The sequence below is a fragment of the Enterobacter sp. RHBSTW-00994 genome (genome assembly GCF_013782625.1).
GTDB lineage: Bacteria > Pseudomonadota > Gammaproteobacteria > Enterobacterales > Enterobacteriaceae > Enterobacter.
Genome location: NZ_CP056199.1, coordinates 2,980,124 through 2,995,731, shown reverse-complemented (window position 1 = coordinate 2,995,731; position 15,608 = coordinate 2,980,124). Strand labels below are relative to the sequence as shown.

Sequence of the window (15,608 nt, the reverse complement as noted above, 5' to 3'; positions counted from 1 at the left end):
TGACATCACGGGGTAGCATCGATAATATGCGCCCCGTTCACACGATTCCTCTGTAGTTCAGTCGGTAGAACGGCGGACTGTTAATCCGTATGTCACTGGTTCGAGTCCAGTCAGAGGAGCCATATTTTAGTATTAAGACGTCTCAGTGAGTCTTAATATGTTATAAAAACAAGCAGTTAGATTGACCCGGTTGTCCTGGTAAGGATTGCCGGGTTTCTTGACATCTGTAATTTTTGGGGGCTTAATCGGGGGCCTCACGGTTCGTTGAACGAATGGAGCCCCCGCTATGGCACTCACTGATACCGCTATCCGCAAGCTCAGACCCACTGACAACCCCTTCAAACTCGGCGACAGTGCCGGACTGTACCTGCTGATCAAACCCAACGGCTCAAAACTCTGGTATATGAAGTACCGCATTGACGGGAAAGAGAAGAAGCTGGCCTTTGGTCCTTACCCGGATGTTTCCCTGCTTACGGCACGCCAGCTCCGCGATTCGGCGCGTATTAAAATGCGTGCAGGGGTCGATCCCGCCGTTGACAAAAAAATCGCACAGCAGAAAAAGAAAAACGGACAGACATTCCGCCAGATCGCCATGAACTGGCATGCCGATCACCGCCGCTGGTCTGCACATTATGCGACGACCATCCAGCGCAGGCTGGAAATGTATGTCTTTCCGGATATCGGGGACAGATACATAGATCAAATCGTCACGGAAGATCTGCTGTTTACCCTGCGTAAGGTGGAGAACAAAGGCTTTATGGAGGTCACCGCGCGACTGAAAAACTACGTTACGGAAATCATGCGCTATGCGGTGAAAAAGCAGTTAATCAAATCAAACCCCGCTCTGGATCTGGACGGTGAATTTACGCCGCCGGAAACACAGCATTACCCGGCCCTGCCGCTTGAGAAACTGCCTGAACTGTTATCCCGGACGGATAACTACTCCGGCAGGCTGCTGACACAGTATGCGCTTAAGCTGTCGCTGCTCTTTTTCGTGCGCTCCAGCGAACTGCGCTTTGCCCGCTGGAGTGAAATCGACTGGCAGCAGAAGCTCTGGATAATCCCGGAAGAACGGGAGCAGATCGAAAACGTGCGTTTCTCTCACCGTGGCACCAAAATGAAAACGCAGCACATCGTCCCGCTGTCCGATCAGGCAATGGCGATCCTGAAGCAGACTGAAGCGCTCTCCGGGCATCTGGCGTTTATTTTCCCCGGCGAATACGATCAGGATAAATGCATGAGCGACAACACCATCAACAAAGCATTGCGTGTGATGGGCTACAACACCCAAAAAGAGATCTGCGGTCACGGCTTTCGGGCGATGGCGTGCAGCGCGCTGAGTGAGTCGGGGCTGTGGAGCAAAGAAGCGATTGAAAAGCAAATGAGCCATCAGGAAAGGAACAGCGTGCGTGCCGCCTATATTCATAAGGCTGAATATCTGGAGGAACGGATCGCTATGATGCAGTGGTGGGCGGATTATCTGGATGCAAACACCGAACGCTATATGTCGCCTTATCAGTATGCTGGCGACCTAAAAGAAGTCTCGTAACAGAAAAATACTATTGATTCATGAATTGCCCCAGATTTATTTCCAACAAAAAGCTGAATACTATCGTTTTTGACCTTGGCCCAAAATCAATGCAGTGTTAAATCAGAGATCTTCGTCTTTTGGTACGTAACAGCCTGAAATACGTAGCCTGGAATCGAGTTAGGTGATCGCCTGAGCGATCACCTTTAATGCGGTGGCAGTTACACAGAATTACTGACAGGCTTAAGCAATAAGATCTCGAGTTTCTTTCTAAAGGTTTTCCTACTGGTTTCGCTATTTACATTCATTCGCCCTCGAAAATTTTACTTCCTCAGGGATATGCATATTGAAATCGTCGAAAGGTGTAGAGTCTATCATTTTCAATGTTAAATAATTATAATTATAAATTAATTTACCTTCGCCACTTCCGCCAAACGATATTATTCCAAATCCATTATCAATGGAACCATCAACTATTGAATTGTTTTTATCGCAATCAATCCTATTTCCATTCGCATTGATAAAACAATAAGTCCCTGACAATTTTCCATTATCCTCATGAAGGATAAGATCATACATAAATGAATTACCTTCATTTTTCCAACACCCAGTGAGATCCTGGGAAAAAGAATTAGTACAAAACAATAATAACGCCATGCATATATACTTCATACTGTAACCCTCAAACAATCATCAACCCGACCCTGCCAACCTTTAAGGTATTTAATCTGGTTGTTTTGTTGACCATTGGTCATGGTTAATGACCTATAATACTCTTTCCTATATTGAGCTAATTTGTTAAGGAACGCATCCTGCTGCTCAATAGCATTAATACAATGTATCATATCAGCATCCATTATATTGGATATGGACAGTTTTGTATCATACTCATTGTGCAATAATGAACGAACTTCTCTGACAGCCCAGCGAGAGGTCACTGTCCAGTCATATATCATTAGAGCCACTTTTGTGTTTTCTAGTTTACAAAAACCTTTTGGTTCCCAGAAATTATTATAATATATAATTTCAGCTTGCTCTTTCGTCATGGCTTTCAGAGTGTCGGATGATGCAGGTATTCCAAGATCTTCCATAGAAAAACGATTCCATGTCCCTATAGTGATCCCCATGTTTGTTTCGCCGCCTTTATCATCGGGATCATTAACATATCCACCTTCATGACGAAGGATGACGCCCGATATTTTCCTAAATAATTCTTTGCATCGATCTTTTTCAACACTTATAGCATCCAGAAAGACGAGTGGGTGCATATGCCACGGATTCTCCACCATCCCCGCCACACGGTGCATCCAGCGCGTGTCTGTCAGGAATTTCTCGCTGTAGGCGTACCATTCCGGCGCTTCTTTTTTCAACTGCGGCGTAAAGAATGTTTTCCACACCGGCGCTTCCGACGAGTAATACCAGTCACTGGGGTGCTTCACGCACAATCGGTACAGATGGTCACGCATTGACGGGTTCTGCACCGCACGCCGGTACTGTTCCGGGTTATAACGGGGGGATTTCGCGTCGTCAATCTTGTCCAGCAACTGCCGGTAGTTGAACGCATCCCCTTTGCTCCAGGGCTTCCCGTCATTGTCCGCCACGCTGAAAAACCGTTCAAAAATCGTCTTCACCAGCCCTTTCGGCTGCGTCTTCCCGTCGAGATGGTCAAAACTCGCCGGGCTGTCTTCTGTCGTCTCAAAACCGCGGCCGGCCAGGTCATACCGGGACAGCAGCTGAACATCCGAATCCGCCAGCAGCCCGCGCGACGACCCGCCCGGCCAGTAACGATTACCCTCTTTGTCCGTCACCGCCTGCCCGGACAGCGCCATCACCGCTTCGCTCGTCGTGGTTACCAGCCCCTTCTGTATTTCTCCGCCGCTGAATTGCAGGTACACCGGTATCCCCTTCGGACAGCGGGCAAAGGCGGGTGTGTCGCTCCCCACACCTTCCGGGTTGCTCAGGAAGAGCGGCAAATCGTCCGTCGTCAGGCATTCGATATGCGCCTGATAGCGTTTTTCATGCCCGTCTTCACTGGGCACCTGAAACCAGCCCAGATGCCCCACCGGGTCTCCGGCCTTAATCGGGTAAGGTGTCGGGCATACGACCGTATCAAACTGCACGGTTTCCCGTGACGGTGGCAGGAACGGCGACCACCACGCCGGACGGGTGGCGCTGTCGCGGGCCGGAACCAGATTACCCTTATCACACACAGTCCACACACGGTCGCCGGTTTTCAGGCTCATGCTGCCCGTGAGCGGCTCTTCCAGCGTGACGTGCGCATACTGCCGCCCGTTGCTCCCGGTCATCGTGTCGGCGCTGACCGCTTTATCCCATGTCACCCGCGTGCCGGACGGCAGCTCTGCCGCCCCCCACTGCCGGGACTCATCCACATACGCATTCAGGTGCTGGCCGTCTGCAACTTTGAACGCCGTGCAGTCCTGCTCCGGGTAGGCCAGCCAGGGAGCAAGGTGCATATACAGGGTGTGAAAGGTCAGCCCACTCTCTGCCGTTTTCCCTGGCTGAACACGATGGCGAATAAGCACAAAAGACCCGGAGTAGCGTAAATCCCCCCAGTACCACGGCACGCTGAGGTAATCCCGGTTAATCCGGTACGCCACCACCTCACCGTCCGCCATGCACCGCACGGCCTGCTCTCCCTTAAACGGCACCGGAAAATCCACCGCTTCATTCATCGCCTGCCCGCTGAGCGCACACCACGGGGTGGTGGTGTCGGTGATGTGAATACCACCGTGCCACATACCATTACGGCCAATCAGCCAGTGCCCGGTAGCTTCACCCTCCAGATGCGCCAGCATCTCCTCCAGGTTACTGAACTCCCCGCCCCGGTTATTTTTCGGTACCGGCCAGCGGATGGCCGGGAACTGCGGGCCGTTTTCCGTCTTCGACATAGCTAATCCCTTTAGTTTACATGGGCGAATGGTACTTCATCATACATCTGGTCACCGCTTAACCAAAATTTCCCATATGTTATAATATGTTACTGAACGTTTGATTGTTCCTGATACCTAGATGACACGCGACAGCACCTATCTGTCATAGTGAAACAGTAAGACAGCCTGTAAATTTAACGGGTAAAAATATCTGATTTATATTCCGGGTGTAAGTCATATTGTGTATCCCTGTGGGGAAAGGGCATTTTTGGAAAGAGCGTTTTCTTTCCGACCAGGAAGAGTTGCCTGAGGTTTGTTAAACGGGAAAGGGCCAAAAGGCTAAGGGTAATGGTCATAAAGGTAACGGCCTAGCCCGAAAAGACTACAGGGCTAAAGACCAAAAGGCAGGGCTGATGCAGCATTACGTGCTCAGACTGCATCAGGAATCAATTCTGGATAGTTTACCAGTCCTGCCACGTTACCGCCAGGATGTTTCCGCCCCTGCCTGAGGTGGCGTATGTATTTTTATTACATACGCCACCTCAGGCAGGCTTCTCTTTGCGTTACTCGCTCATGTGCCGGATGCCGCTTTTCTGCCGGGTCAGAATGAACTACAATACCCGAGCAGTCCCGAAGGGGCTGCCGGGCGTGAGAACCCGGGCAATTACCAGACAATAACAGCGTTATACGCAGTTATTGTCCTGAGCATCTGTTGATACAGCACTCTTTGTTGGTGGAGAGTTGCTGGCGGTTATCAATGGCGGCTCAGGCAGGGCAGCCTCCGGGCTGGCCGGTGTCTGGTAAGCCGGTTTCTCACCCCTGTCTGGGCTGCCACCAGTGAGCGTGAGAACTCAGGTGGCAATACTCCCTTTTACCAGGAGAACACCACCATGATGGTTATTACGCTCTCTGAACTCAGAAAAAAACTCGATCACCACTGCTATATCCCCCAGCCCTGCGCAGATAATGACGAACTGATCCAGCTTCTGGATATCCGGGGTCCCACTCCGGCTGGCATTTTGCACCATGACAGTATTCTTCACTGGGTCGGCGAATCTGATTACTGGAAGGAACGTTTTCCCGCCCGTCCGCTGTCCCGTACCGACCAATATCCCCTTCGTCTTGCCCTGGAAATCCACAGCTCCTGCGCTCTCGCGGAGGCCCGTACAGTCACAGCCCTGGCCGACTGCAACAACTACACCCCCGGTAAACTGCGCCACCTCCGCCAGCTACTGGCTTCAGTGATCTACAGTTTCGCCCTGCGTCTGACGGAACAGCGTTTTGACGGCGAGCACCCACAAATTCCCGGCGGGCTCTGGCCGGTCATTGACGATCTGCGCCAGCTTGCAGACGCCGTTTTCGACTGGCACCAGCAGGGACGTCCGGTGGAGCGGGTGGAAATGGACCATATCGCCACAACGTTAGTCCGGATACATGTCTGTTTTGATGAGTGGCTGCGCAGACCTGACGAACTGACGCGCGACGAACCGGTGATCCACACACTCTGCAGTCTCAGCCTGGCCATGAAGTCACTGCTGCTGGATATCGCCCGTATCCGGGGCGGCAACTGGCCACAGTGAAAGGGGGAAACCATGAATCTGAAACCTGTTGAACCCGATGCCCGTGAACTGGTGGATCGTGCCCGTGTTCTGACGGAAGTTATGCTGGAGAACCCGGATGAGGCCGGGCCAAACTACCTCCTGCTGGTCATTCTGGCCGAACAGCTCCACCGTCTGCATGATATCTTTGAAGAAGCTGAAGTCCGTCGTATGCGGGAGGACAAGCTTCCGCTGTAATCAGCATGCGGTCGCCTGAACCAGTAAGAATATTTTAAATTCACATTATGATTAAAAAATCAAGGGGAAACTCTTTTTTATCAAAAAAGAGTTTCCCCTTTTCACGTCCATCGGCCGGATGTAAGCTCCGGGTTGCACAATGCTGTCGTTGACAGCGCCCATGCTTCATGGCCTGAAAGAAGCGCTTGAGGAACTCAGGATGGCAGCCCCTACCGGTGAATACCTCCGCAAACACCGGCTCGCAGGTCACTGCGACAGAGGTCATACTTTACCGACAACATGTCCTTTCGCTGCGCCAGTGCTCTGGTCAGCATTCCACGACATCTGAAATTTCCGGGTAAATCCCTGTCCGGCTGAGGAACAGCCCCCTTTACCTTACGGGCTGCGGCCTGCATTGCCGTCAGGCTTTGCTGCCGCGTGACCGTTAACCTGCGCCAGAATCCGAGATCTTTCGCACCGGCACTCAACCGGTGCGTCACTTTGCGTCGCGCAAAGCGACAAAGTGACGCACAACCACCACACCGCCCTATACCACTGTTTTCAGGGCTTCTGCGCATATTCCCTAATCTGATACGTCCTTTTTGGGCCACTGTCAGCAAAAAAGAGGAGAAAAAGATCGATACCGAGGGGGGCATGATGCCCCGGAGAATTCCTGCTCTGGCAGGCAGTCCGTACCGTGTACTGGCTGAAACTCCCTATACCTCAACAAGCTGCCACTCCGGCGTGAAGGTATCGTTCTGGCGCAGCCAAAAAGCATACGCCGGAGACCGTTTGTGTTAGCAAGATCATGGGGGAAAGTGTATGGGCAAATTAGGCGGTGAAATGAAGGCGTTGGCAAAACACTGTGGCGGCAGCCATAAAACGGTGAACGATCGCATCCATATCGTGCAACGTTTTGACCAGCATTTACGGGCGCTGAACATCCAGATCCAGCGTGTGGCGCAGATCAAAGTTCGCTACATTGAAAACTACATTCATGAAAGACTGGCGCAGGGGATCAGCAAACGCACGCTACAGAATGAAATGGCTTCGCTGCGTGCCGTACTGCAACAGGCCGGGCGTAAACAAGTGGCAGAGCATGAGCGGTTGACAAATAAATCTTTGGGGCTTTCTGGCGCATCGCGTAACGGTACACGGCAGGCTATTACGCCGGATCATTACCACCATGTACTGGAAATGGCCCGCGCGAAAGATCCGGGGCTGGCGGCAGCACTGGAACTGTCGCGGCTGATGGGATTGCGTTCTCAGGAAGCCGTGCAGAGCGCACAATCACTGAAAATGTGGAAACAGGCCGTTGAACGTGGCGATACGCGTCTGACAGTAGTTTTCGGCACCAAAGGCGGACGGCCCCGTGAAACGGTGATTCTGGATGCTGGCGCAGTCAAAAAAGCGCTGGATAATGTGTAAGCACACCTGTTTTAGTTCCACACACTTTTTGAGATTTCCGGTTTTTCAGCCATCAGCCGGTACTCTTCCGGCGTCAGGTTATTCAGGGATTCATGAGGCCGCTCGTTGTTATATTCCATCAGCCAGCGCTCGGTAATTTCCCGCGCTTCATTCAGTGTTCTGAACAGGTAAAAATCCAGGATTTCTGTCCGGTATGTTCGGTTGAACCGTTCGATAAAAGCATTTTGTGTAGGCTTACCCGGCTTGATAAATTCGAGCTGTACGCCATTTTCTTCGGCCCATTGTGCCAGCGCCAGCGAGACCAGTTCTGGCCCGTTGTCCATCCGCATTTTCAGCGGGTAGCCGCGGTTTGCCACGATCCTGTCCAGCACCCGGATGACTCGCTGAGCCGGGATATTCAGGTCGATTTCTATCGCCAGTGCCTCACGGTTAAAATCATCCACCACATTGAAGGTCCGGAAGCGCCTGCCGCAGACCAGCGCGTCGTGCATAAAATCGATGGACCAGCTCTGATTTAGCGCTTGCGGCGTCGCCAGTGGTGCTGGATTACGCACTGGCAGCCGCTGTTTTCCCTTGCGACGAAAATTCAGTTTCAGCAGGCAATAAATCCGGTGAACACGTTTATGGTTCCAGGTATTGCCCTGCCTGCGTAGCAGTTGGAAAAGCTTCTTAAAACCGTAGCGCGGATAGCGTTCTGCCAGCTCAGTCAGCGCATGGATCACCGGTTCATCACGCCGGGTATCAGGCTGATAAAAATACACCGTCCTGCTCAGCGATAACGTCCTGCAGGCCTGGCGTAAACTCATGGCAAATTGTGCCGTCAGATAGCTGACAAGTTCACGCTTTATCGCTGGTTTTAAAGCTTTTTTTCGATGACGTCTTTAAGTGCCCGGCACTCAAGGCTGAGATCAGCAAACATCTGTTTAAGCCTCCGATTCTCGTCTTCCAGATCTTTTATTTTTTTAATATCGGCCGCTTCCATCCCGCCATATTTTGCCTTCCAGTTGTAATAGCTGGCTTCCGAAATAGCGGCCTCACGGCACACATCCTTAACGGTACGTCCGGCTTCGACGGACTTCAATACAGCGATGATCTGGTGTTCAGTGAATCGGATCTTACGCATAGCGATCTCCTCAGGGGACATTATCAGTATGTCGGAAGATCTCTAAAAGTGAATGGGCCGTTTTGCCGGGATACTTACAATGCCAGCACGAGGCGGTGCGTAATACTGGCCAGACAAGTACTATGAGCGTAACTATGCAATGGCGAATCAGCCTCTGAGCGGCAGCAACGAACATCTGGCTGAAAGACTTGCTCTGCCATCGTTGCCTGCGTATTTCATTGACCGAGACATAAACTAAGATGGTAGAGCTCTCCATTATAAATATCGCTCGTAGCGGTGCAGAACATTACAACTCCTTGTATTGGGCATTGCCAGAGCAGGCAACTCCAACTTATCGAACAAGATACAAATCACATTTTTAATCAATTATGCATTTGGGGCCTCTATAAGGGCCTCAGTTTTTGCCTCAAGAATAAAGATAATTAAATTCAATGAGATAAATAAGATATCGCATCCAGTCAGAGGAGCCAAATTTAAAAAGCCTGCTTTTAAAGCAGGCTTTTTGCTTTTCTGAACACGGTAAATGCAAAACGGCAACCCGGTTGCCGTTTTGATGTTTACTCCCGCGCAACGTTTTACCGGGTAACGCGGATTGGCGCAGTGGCTTCAAACAGCCACGGACGTGCATCGCTATCGACCCGCGGTGACAGCGTTTCGCGAACCTTCAGATGATACTCATCCAGCCACTGTTTCTCCTGCTCACTCAGTAAATTCAGTTCAACCTGACTGAGATCAATCGGGATGAGTGTCAGCGAGGCAAAAGAACAGAACCCGGGCCGGCTTTCGACGATTTCCACCTGGTTTTCAATGCGGATACCGTGGCTATCTGCAAGATAATATCCAGGCTCAATGGTCATGATATTGCCTGCCACCAACGGCCATGGGTTAACCTTTTTCGCGATACGATGCGGGTTTTCATGGATCAGTAACTGATGCCCCACGCCGTGGCCCGTCCCATGATCGAAATCGAGCCCCATTTCCCACAGCGGACGACGCGCAAAGGCATCGAGCTGGTGGCCCTGCGTACCCGATGGGAATTGCAGCGTAATGAGCGATAAAAAGCCTCGCAGTACCGCGGTGTAGTGCAACCGCTGCTGAGGTGGCACTTTACCCCAGGCAAGCGTTCGCGTGGCGTCTGTGGTTCCATTCGGGTACTGGCCGCCAGAGTCATTCAGGTAGAAGTGATCCTGGACGATAGCTTTGTTACTCGCCTCGCTTGAGTGGTAGTGACACATCGCCGCATTACTGGATGATGCGGAAATCGTTGCGAAACTTTGTTCAATAAAACCGGGTTGCTGTTCGCGAAAAGCCAGTTGTTGCGCCTGTGCTTCAAGCTCGGTCAATGGGTTGCCCGCAGCCTGTCGCTGAGGGACTTCGCGTGTCAGCCAGGCGATGAAATTAACCCACGCTGCGCCGTCACGGTGGTGACACTCGCGATATCCCGCCAGCTCAACCGGATTTTTATTGGCTTTCATCAGCGTGATGGGGTCCGTTTGCCAGATAATTTCACCCTCAGGTTCTATGGCAAAACGCAATGCAACCGGCGCAGAGTCCGCATCCACCAGGACGCGTTTGCCGTGTGCAAGTTGCTGGCAGCGCGCGATAAAGTCATCCTGCGGCGAGACGGTGAACGCCTCCCGCACAGATGCCGGTAACGCGTGAAGTTTGTCTTCGTTAACAAACCATTCCACATTGCCGTCGCGGTTCAGCAGAGCAAACGAAAGCGGAACCGGGCTGGTGGGGATATCTGAACCTCTGACATTCAGCAGCCAGGCGATATTATCCGGCAGGGTAATCGCCAGGTAGTCAGCCGTTTTCCCGTTCAGAATCGCCGCCACACGCTGACGCTTGTCGGCACTGCTTTCGCCGCTGATCTCCTCCGGCATTTCGCGGATCTGTCCCGCAGGCGCGGCGGGGCGATCGGTCCATAAGGTGTCAAAAGGGGAGGCATTCAGCGGGACGAGTTCGCATGGGGTGGCTGAAAGCTGGGTGTACTCTGCGTTGGTCATTAACAACGCATCAAATGCAATCCGGGTCCCGGCCTCGACATTGTTTTCCAGCCATTGTGCCAGCGGTTCGTTATGTAAATGGTGGATCTCCACCTCATCCATATTGACCTGCACGCGTGCCTGTACCTGATAGCGGCCATCCACGAACAGGAGCGCCCTGTCTTTCAACACCAGCGCCAGACCGGCTGAGCCGTCAAACCCTGTCAGCCAGGCCAGTTTTTCGTCATACGGCGCGCAGTATTCGCTTTGCCAGGCATCGGCTCGTGGGACGATCATCCCGTCGAGATGATGCTCCTGAAGCCACTGGCGCAGGGCGGATAACGGTGATGTGTGCATTGTTTTTCCTTTTTTTTCTTAGCGGAATGGCGGTTCGTTGAAGGTGCGCAGTTTGCGTGAATGCAGTTTATCGCCCTCCGCCCGGAGTAAATCAATGGCGCGTATACCAATTTGCAGGTGCTCGGAGATAGCGCCCTCATAGAAACGGTTGGCCTGGCCGGGCAGTTTGATCTCCCCGTGTAACGGTTTATCGGAAACGCACAGCAATGTGCCGTAAGGCACGCGGAAGCGATAACCCTGTGCGGCGATGGTGGCACTCTCCATATCGATGGCGACCGCGCGGCTTAAGTTGAAGCGCAGTGCAGAGGCGGAATAGCGCAACTCCCAGTTGCGGTCGTCAGTGGTGACAACCGTCCCGGTGCGCAGACGCTGTTTCACTTCTTCTCCTGGCATACCGCTCACCTCTTTGGTGGCGTCGTACAGCGCACGCTGTACTTCAGCAATGCTGGGGATCGGAATGTCCGGAGGGAGTACGGCGTCGAGCACATGGTCGTCACGCAGATAGGCGTGGGCCAGCACATAGTCACCAATCAATTGGCTTTCACGCAGGCCGCCACAGTGACCAATCATCAGCCAGACGTCAGGGCGCAGGACGGCCAGATGGTCGCAGATGGTTTTGGCATTGGACGGACCAACGCCGATGTTGATGAGTGTAATTCCCTGGCCGTCGGCAGTGATCAAGTGCCAGGCCGGCATCTGGTGTTTCTTCCACGCCAGATCGGAAATGGCCTGCTCAGGGGCTTCCGTTTCGGCGGTGATCCAGATACTTCCGGCGCAGGAAAGGGCGATGTACGGACTGTCCGGGTCGAGGATTTGACTGCATCCCCAGCGTACAAACTCATCAACATAACGGGTGTAGTTGGTGAACAGTACAAAAGGCTGGAAATGTTCGGCTGGCGTACCAGTGTAGTGACGTAAACGCGCCAGCGAGAAATCCACACGTCGGGCATCAAAATGCGACAGCGGCGAATATTCCGCCGGGTGATAAATTCCGTCGGCCGTCTCATCGCCAATCTGTGACAGTTCGGTTGTCGGGAAGTGGCGCGTCAGCCCGGCGCTCATGGAACGGTCAAGCGTCAGGGCGGAACCGTCAATTACGTACGGGTACGGGATTTCATGTTGCGACGGTTCGACAGAGATATGCGCGCCATAATCCTGATACAGCAGGGTTAATTGCTCTTCCAGGTAAGGCCGAAACAGCGAAGGGCGGGTAATGGTTGTGGTGTAGCTACCGGAATGGGTAAAACGCGCATAGGCGCGGGTTTTCGGGGTATTCGTGGCGCTGCCATCCCAGGTGACGCACAGGGAAGGGTAAACAAAAAGGCCCTGACTTCTGGCCTTATCATCGGGAAGTTTTCCGTTTTCGATGTATTCGCTAATGGCACTGCGCAACGCGTTGACGGATTGCTCGTAGAACGCTTCTAGCTTTTCCAGTGCCTGCGTTGGTGTCAGGCTGGAGCCCTTATTATTCATCTTTGTCTCCTTGTTCCACAGGTGTGCGGCATACCCGATAGTATGTCACACGCATGTGAAACAAAAGACAGCCATTCAGCAACTGGATGAACGTCGTATCTGCCAAAGGAACCACGGCGCACCGATGAAGGCGGTGAGTAATCCGGCGGAGATGGGCCACGGCCAGGCAATGTTACGGCCCAGCCAGTCTGCCAACACCATGAGCAACGCGCCGACCAGGGTGGCCACCAGTAACTGGCGGCGAGGCGTATACGCTCCCAGAACGCGGGCGCACTGTGGCGCAAGCAGCCCGATAAAACTCAGGGGACCTGCCAGCAGGGTTCCGGCGGCGGTGAGTAACGCGGTGAGCAGTAAAATCAGAATATTGCCAGCGCGTAGTGGAACGCCAAGTGACTGGGCAGTACTCTGGCCAAGGCCCAGTAGCGTAAGCCAGCGGCAACAGAATCGCCGTCAGTACCAGCGAACCGATCGCCAGTGTGCCGGTAATGTTGGCAGTGGAACCGGTGCTCCAGTTCAGTCGCATTAGCGCACGCGCAATTGTGTTCCTGCGTCCAGTGAAACCTGGCTGCCATCAGGCAATCCGATCTGGCGCATCTGCCCGCGTTTGGTCTGCCAGCTTGCGGTATAGCGTGGGGCGGCGAATTCATTGCGCAGCGGGAAGAACAACACGACAGCACACAGCATCAGGCCGCAGCTCCAGGCCAGCGCACGCCAGCGTGGGCGACGAGTTGGGGCAGGGCGTAGCGGAGCGACAGCGCTGACAGGAATCTGGGCCACATCCTGCCAGAGTTGCTGGAGATCGTCATATTCCGCCCGGTGAGCAGGGGTTTGCAGCCAGTGCTCGAACGCGTCATGCTCGCCCTGCGTTAAACCATTCTGGTGGCGGAGATGCCAGCGAATGGCCTCTTCAGCAATCGTAAGGGTTATCGTCCTGGTGGGTCATTGTGCGTTCCTTGCCGTCTGTTCAGTGCGCCAGGCGTCGCGGCATGCACGGTACGCCAGCATGGCGCGAATGATATGTTTTTCCACCATGTTGGTTGAAATACCCATTCTTGCAGCGACTCACTTTGTGACAGGCCGTCGATGCGGTGCAGAATAAATGCCTCACGGCAGCGCGGAGGAAGTTCCTCAATGGTTGCCACAATGCGGTCAATATATTGCTGCTTTTCAAGCACACTGTCGGGTTGTTCAGCCCCAGGCGCAAGCAGCTCGTCGGTTGCCATCTCCTGGCCGGATGCAGGGTGTTGCTGATGGCGATAGCGGTCGACCAGAAGATTTCTGGCAATATGGTAAAGCAGTCCACGGTGTGAGGAAACCGCTTCAGGAGAGGCTAACGCCCGGCTGAAAGTTTCCTGGGTAAGCTCTTCTGCAAGATGCTTATCCCGTAACTTCCGGCTGAGGAATCTGAAGAATTCCGTGTAATAACGCTCAAACGCTGACAAGGGGGTTTCCCAACGACCGCGCATTTCTGCGAGAAAGAAAGTGACAGCGTGCATTTAAATGCAAATGGTTTTTGTTATCAAAATTAAAAGTGTGGGGCTTTTGGGCGAAAATGGAGGCCAGGCGGCCTCCACCGGGTGATTAAGGGTGAGTTGTTTCTTTCATAAACAGCGCCGTACCAGCCGAAAGCAGGCAGCCTGCCAGCAGATACAGCGCCACGCTGTGCCAGTCGCCGCCAGAGAAGGTGACCAGTGCAGCCGCAATAAACGGTGTAAATCCGCCGCCCACCACGCTTGCGACCTGGTAGCCAACGCCTGCGCCACTGTAGCGGTAACTTGCGCCGAACAGCTCAGTAAACATCGGTTGCTGGACGCAAACCACCATGTCATGGGCGATGTTGGCAAGCATAATGGCAAAGAAGACAATCCAGAAGATGGATTGTGCTTCCAGCGCCATAAAGAACGGCCATGCGCAAAGTGTGCCGATGAGCGCGCCGGTGATATAAATGCGGCGGCGACCAAAGCGATCTGCCAGCCAGGCAAAGCAGGGGATGGTCAGACAGCTCATTCCGCCGACCAGCAATCCAATGTTCAGGAACAGCTCGCGCGGCAGCCCCAGATTCTGCGTCGAGTAGTTCAGGGCAAAGGCGGTGACGATATACATCGTCAGTAGTTCGCACAGACGCAGGGCGATAATCTTTAAAAATGCGCCTGGATGCTGAAGCAGTGCTTCCATCACCGGCAGGCGTTTTTTCGCGACGGGCTTTTCCAGCTGCTGTTTTTCGAATTCAGCGGACTCTTCCATACCGTTGCGGATCCACAGCGCGGCGATCACCAGCACGATGCTGAAGATAAAGGGAATGCGCCAGCCCCAGCTCAGGAACTGCTCATCGGTAGTATGCTGGCTGATAAGCGACACCAGTCCGGTGGAAAGTAACAGGCCCACGCCGTAGCCCACTTGTACGCCGCTGCTGTAAAACGCTTTCTTGTTTTTTGGCGCACTTTCCACCGAAAGCAGTGCCGCGCCTCCCCATTCGCCCCCTACAGCAAACCCCTGAATGGCCCGCAGTGTGACCAGCAAAACCGGCGCCCACCAGCCAATGGTGTCGAACGACGGCAAAATGCCGATAAGTGCGGTGGCGATCCCCATCATCCACACGGTGAGCATCAGCATGCGTTTACGACCAAGGCGATCGCCAAAGTGACCGAAGATCACCCCACCGAGTGGGCGGAACAGGAAGCCCACGCCAAAGGTGGCAAACGCCGCCAGTGTGCCCATCGCAGGGCTGATTTGCGGGAAAAATTCACGGTTAAATACCAGTGCGGCGGTGATGCCATAGAGCAAAAAATCATACCAGTCGACGACAGCACCCGCGAAACTACCAAGAGCAGCGCGGCGGGCGCGATTGAGCGAAGGTGTCTCCTCGTGAGAACGATCGGAGATGAGGGTGGAGTCCATAGTTGTCCTGTCTGTACTGATTTTTAATTATTGGTATTGGGAAAGGTTACTCACATAGCCCCGTCATATTGACGGAAACAATGAGACTACCGCGACAGACGGCGAGAGGAAACTGATTTTATTTATGGCTTAACATGAGGCGGTGAT

General features: G+C 53.2%; 13 protein-coding genes, 1 tRNA gene and 2 pseudogenes. 6 read left to right on the top strand and 10 right to left on the bottom strand.

Features of this window, described 5'->3' with window-relative positions; all coding sequences use genetic code 11:
• Positions 1-46 precede the first annotated feature (46 nt).
• Both HV346_RS14490 and HV346_RS14485 read left to right on the top strand, forming a co-directional pair.
• Positions 47-122, top strand: a tRNA-Asn gene (locus HV346_RS14490).
• 164 nt (positions 123-286) lie between these two features.
• Positions 287-1,549 carry an integrase arm-type DNA-binding domain-containing protein gene (locus HV346_RS14485; RefSeq protein ID WP_181620010.1) on the top strand — a complete coding sequence of 421 codons (1,263 nt, stop codon included), beginning with the start codon at positions 287-289 and terminating at the stop codon, positions 1,547-1,549.
• A gap of 273 nt (positions 1,550-1,822) precedes the next feature.
• Here HV346_RS14485 and HV346_RS14480 read toward each other — a convergent pair whose 3' ends face one another.
• Positions 1,823-2,185, bottom strand: a complete 363-nt coding sequence (locus HV346_RS14480) for a hypothetical protein (RefSeq protein ID WP_181620009.1) — start codon at positions 2,183-2,185, stop codon at positions 1,823-1,825.
• Positions 2,186-2,196: 11 nt separating this feature from the next.
• The gene (locus HV346_RS14475) at positions 2,197-4,437 is read right to left on the bottom strand and encodes a glycosyl hydrolase 108 family protein (protein ID WP_181620008.1); all 2,241 of its coding nucleotides are present in this window, start codon (positions 4,435-4,437) and stop codon (positions 2,197-2,199) included.
• Positions 4,438-5,309: 872 nt separating this feature from the next.
• Here HV346_RS14475 and HV346_RS14470 point away from each other — a divergent pair.
• Positions 5,310-5,999, top strand: a complete 690-nt coding sequence (locus HV346_RS14470; protein WP_181620007.1) for a hypothetical protein — start codon at positions 5,310-5,312, stop codon at positions 5,997-5,999.
• 12 nt (positions 6,000-6,011) lie between these two features.
• Positions 6,012-6,215, top strand: coding sequence for a hypothetical protein (locus HV346_RS14465; protein WP_181620006.1), 204 nt, complete (start codon positions 6,012-6,014; stop codon positions 6,213-6,215).
• 209 nt (positions 6,216-6,424) lie between these two features.
• Here HV346_RS14465 and HV346_RS14460 read toward each other — a convergent pair whose 3' ends face one another.
• Positions 6,425-6,772 carry a hypothetical protein gene (locus tag HV346_RS14460; RefSeq protein WP_181620005.1) on the bottom strand — a complete coding sequence of 116 codons (348 nt, stop codon included), beginning with the start codon at positions 6,770-6,772 and terminating at the stop codon, positions 6,425-6,427.
• Positions 6,773-7,016: 244 nt separating this feature from the next.
• Here HV346_RS14460 and HV346_RS14455 point away from each other — a divergent pair.
• Positions 7,017-7,616 (top strand): annotated as a pseudogene (locus HV346_RS14455) (phage integrase N-terminal domain-containing protein); the annotation flags it as partial.
• A 17-nt stretch (positions 7,617-7,633) separates the two neighbouring features.
• Here the strand turns inward: HV346_RS14455 and HV346_RS14450 are convergent.
• A protein-coding gene (locus HV346_RS14450) for an IS3 family transposase (protein ID WP_181619794.1) occupies positions 7,634-8,745 on the bottom strand; the annotation gives its coding sequence in 2 pieces (ribosomal slippage) (positions 7,634-8,484 and positions 8,484-8,745; 1,113 coding nt in all).
• Between the two features lie 79 nt (positions 8,746-8,824).
• Between HV346_RS14450 and HV346_RS23440 the strand changes: the two are divergent.
• Positions 8,825-8,948 (top strand): annotated as a pseudogene (locus HV346_RS23440) (IS5/IS1182 family transposase); the annotation flags it as partial.
• 372 nt (positions 8,949-9,320) lie between these two features.
• Here HV346_RS23440 and HV346_RS14445 read toward each other — a convergent pair.
• The 6 genes from HV346_RS14445 to shiA form a co-directional block, all read right to left on the bottom strand.
• Positions 9,321-11,090, bottom strand: a complete 1,770-nt coding sequence (locus tag HV346_RS14445) for an aminopeptidase P family protein (protein ID WP_181620004.1) — start codon at positions 11,088-11,090, stop codon at positions 9,321-9,323.
• An 18-nt stretch (positions 11,091-11,108) separates the two neighbouring features.
• A complete protein-coding gene (locus HV346_RS14440; protein ID WP_181620003.1) occupies positions 11,109-12,563 on the bottom strand; it encodes an AMP nucleosidase in 1,455 nt (484 codons plus the stop codon).
• Positions 12,564-12,638: 75 nt separating this feature from the next.
• Positions 12,639-12,983, bottom strand: a complete 345-nt coding sequence (locus HV346_RS14435) for an iron chelate uptake ABC transporter family permease subunit (RefSeq protein WP_249415148.1) — start codon at positions 12,981-12,983, stop codon at positions 12,639-12,641.
• Positions 12,984-13,085: 102 nt separating this feature from the next.
• Positions 13,086-13,340, bottom strand: a complete 255-nt coding sequence (locus HV346_RS23435) for a hypothetical protein (RefSeq protein ID WP_249415100.1) — start codon at positions 13,338-13,340, stop codon at positions 13,086-13,088.
• Between the two features lie 146 nt (positions 13,341-13,486).
• Positions 13,487-14,059 (bottom strand): RNA polymerase sigma factor, encoded by a 573-nt coding sequence (locus HV346_RS14425; RefSeq protein WP_220131477.1) that lies wholly within the window; start codon positions 14,057-14,059, stop codon positions 13,487-13,489.
• 85 nt (positions 14,060-14,144) lie between these two features.
• A complete protein-coding gene (shiA, locus tag HV346_RS14420; RefSeq protein WP_181620002.1) occupies positions 14,145-15,461 on the bottom strand; it encodes a shikimate transporter in 1,317 nt (438 codons plus the stop codon).
• Positions 15,462-15,608 lie beyond the last annotated feature (147 nt).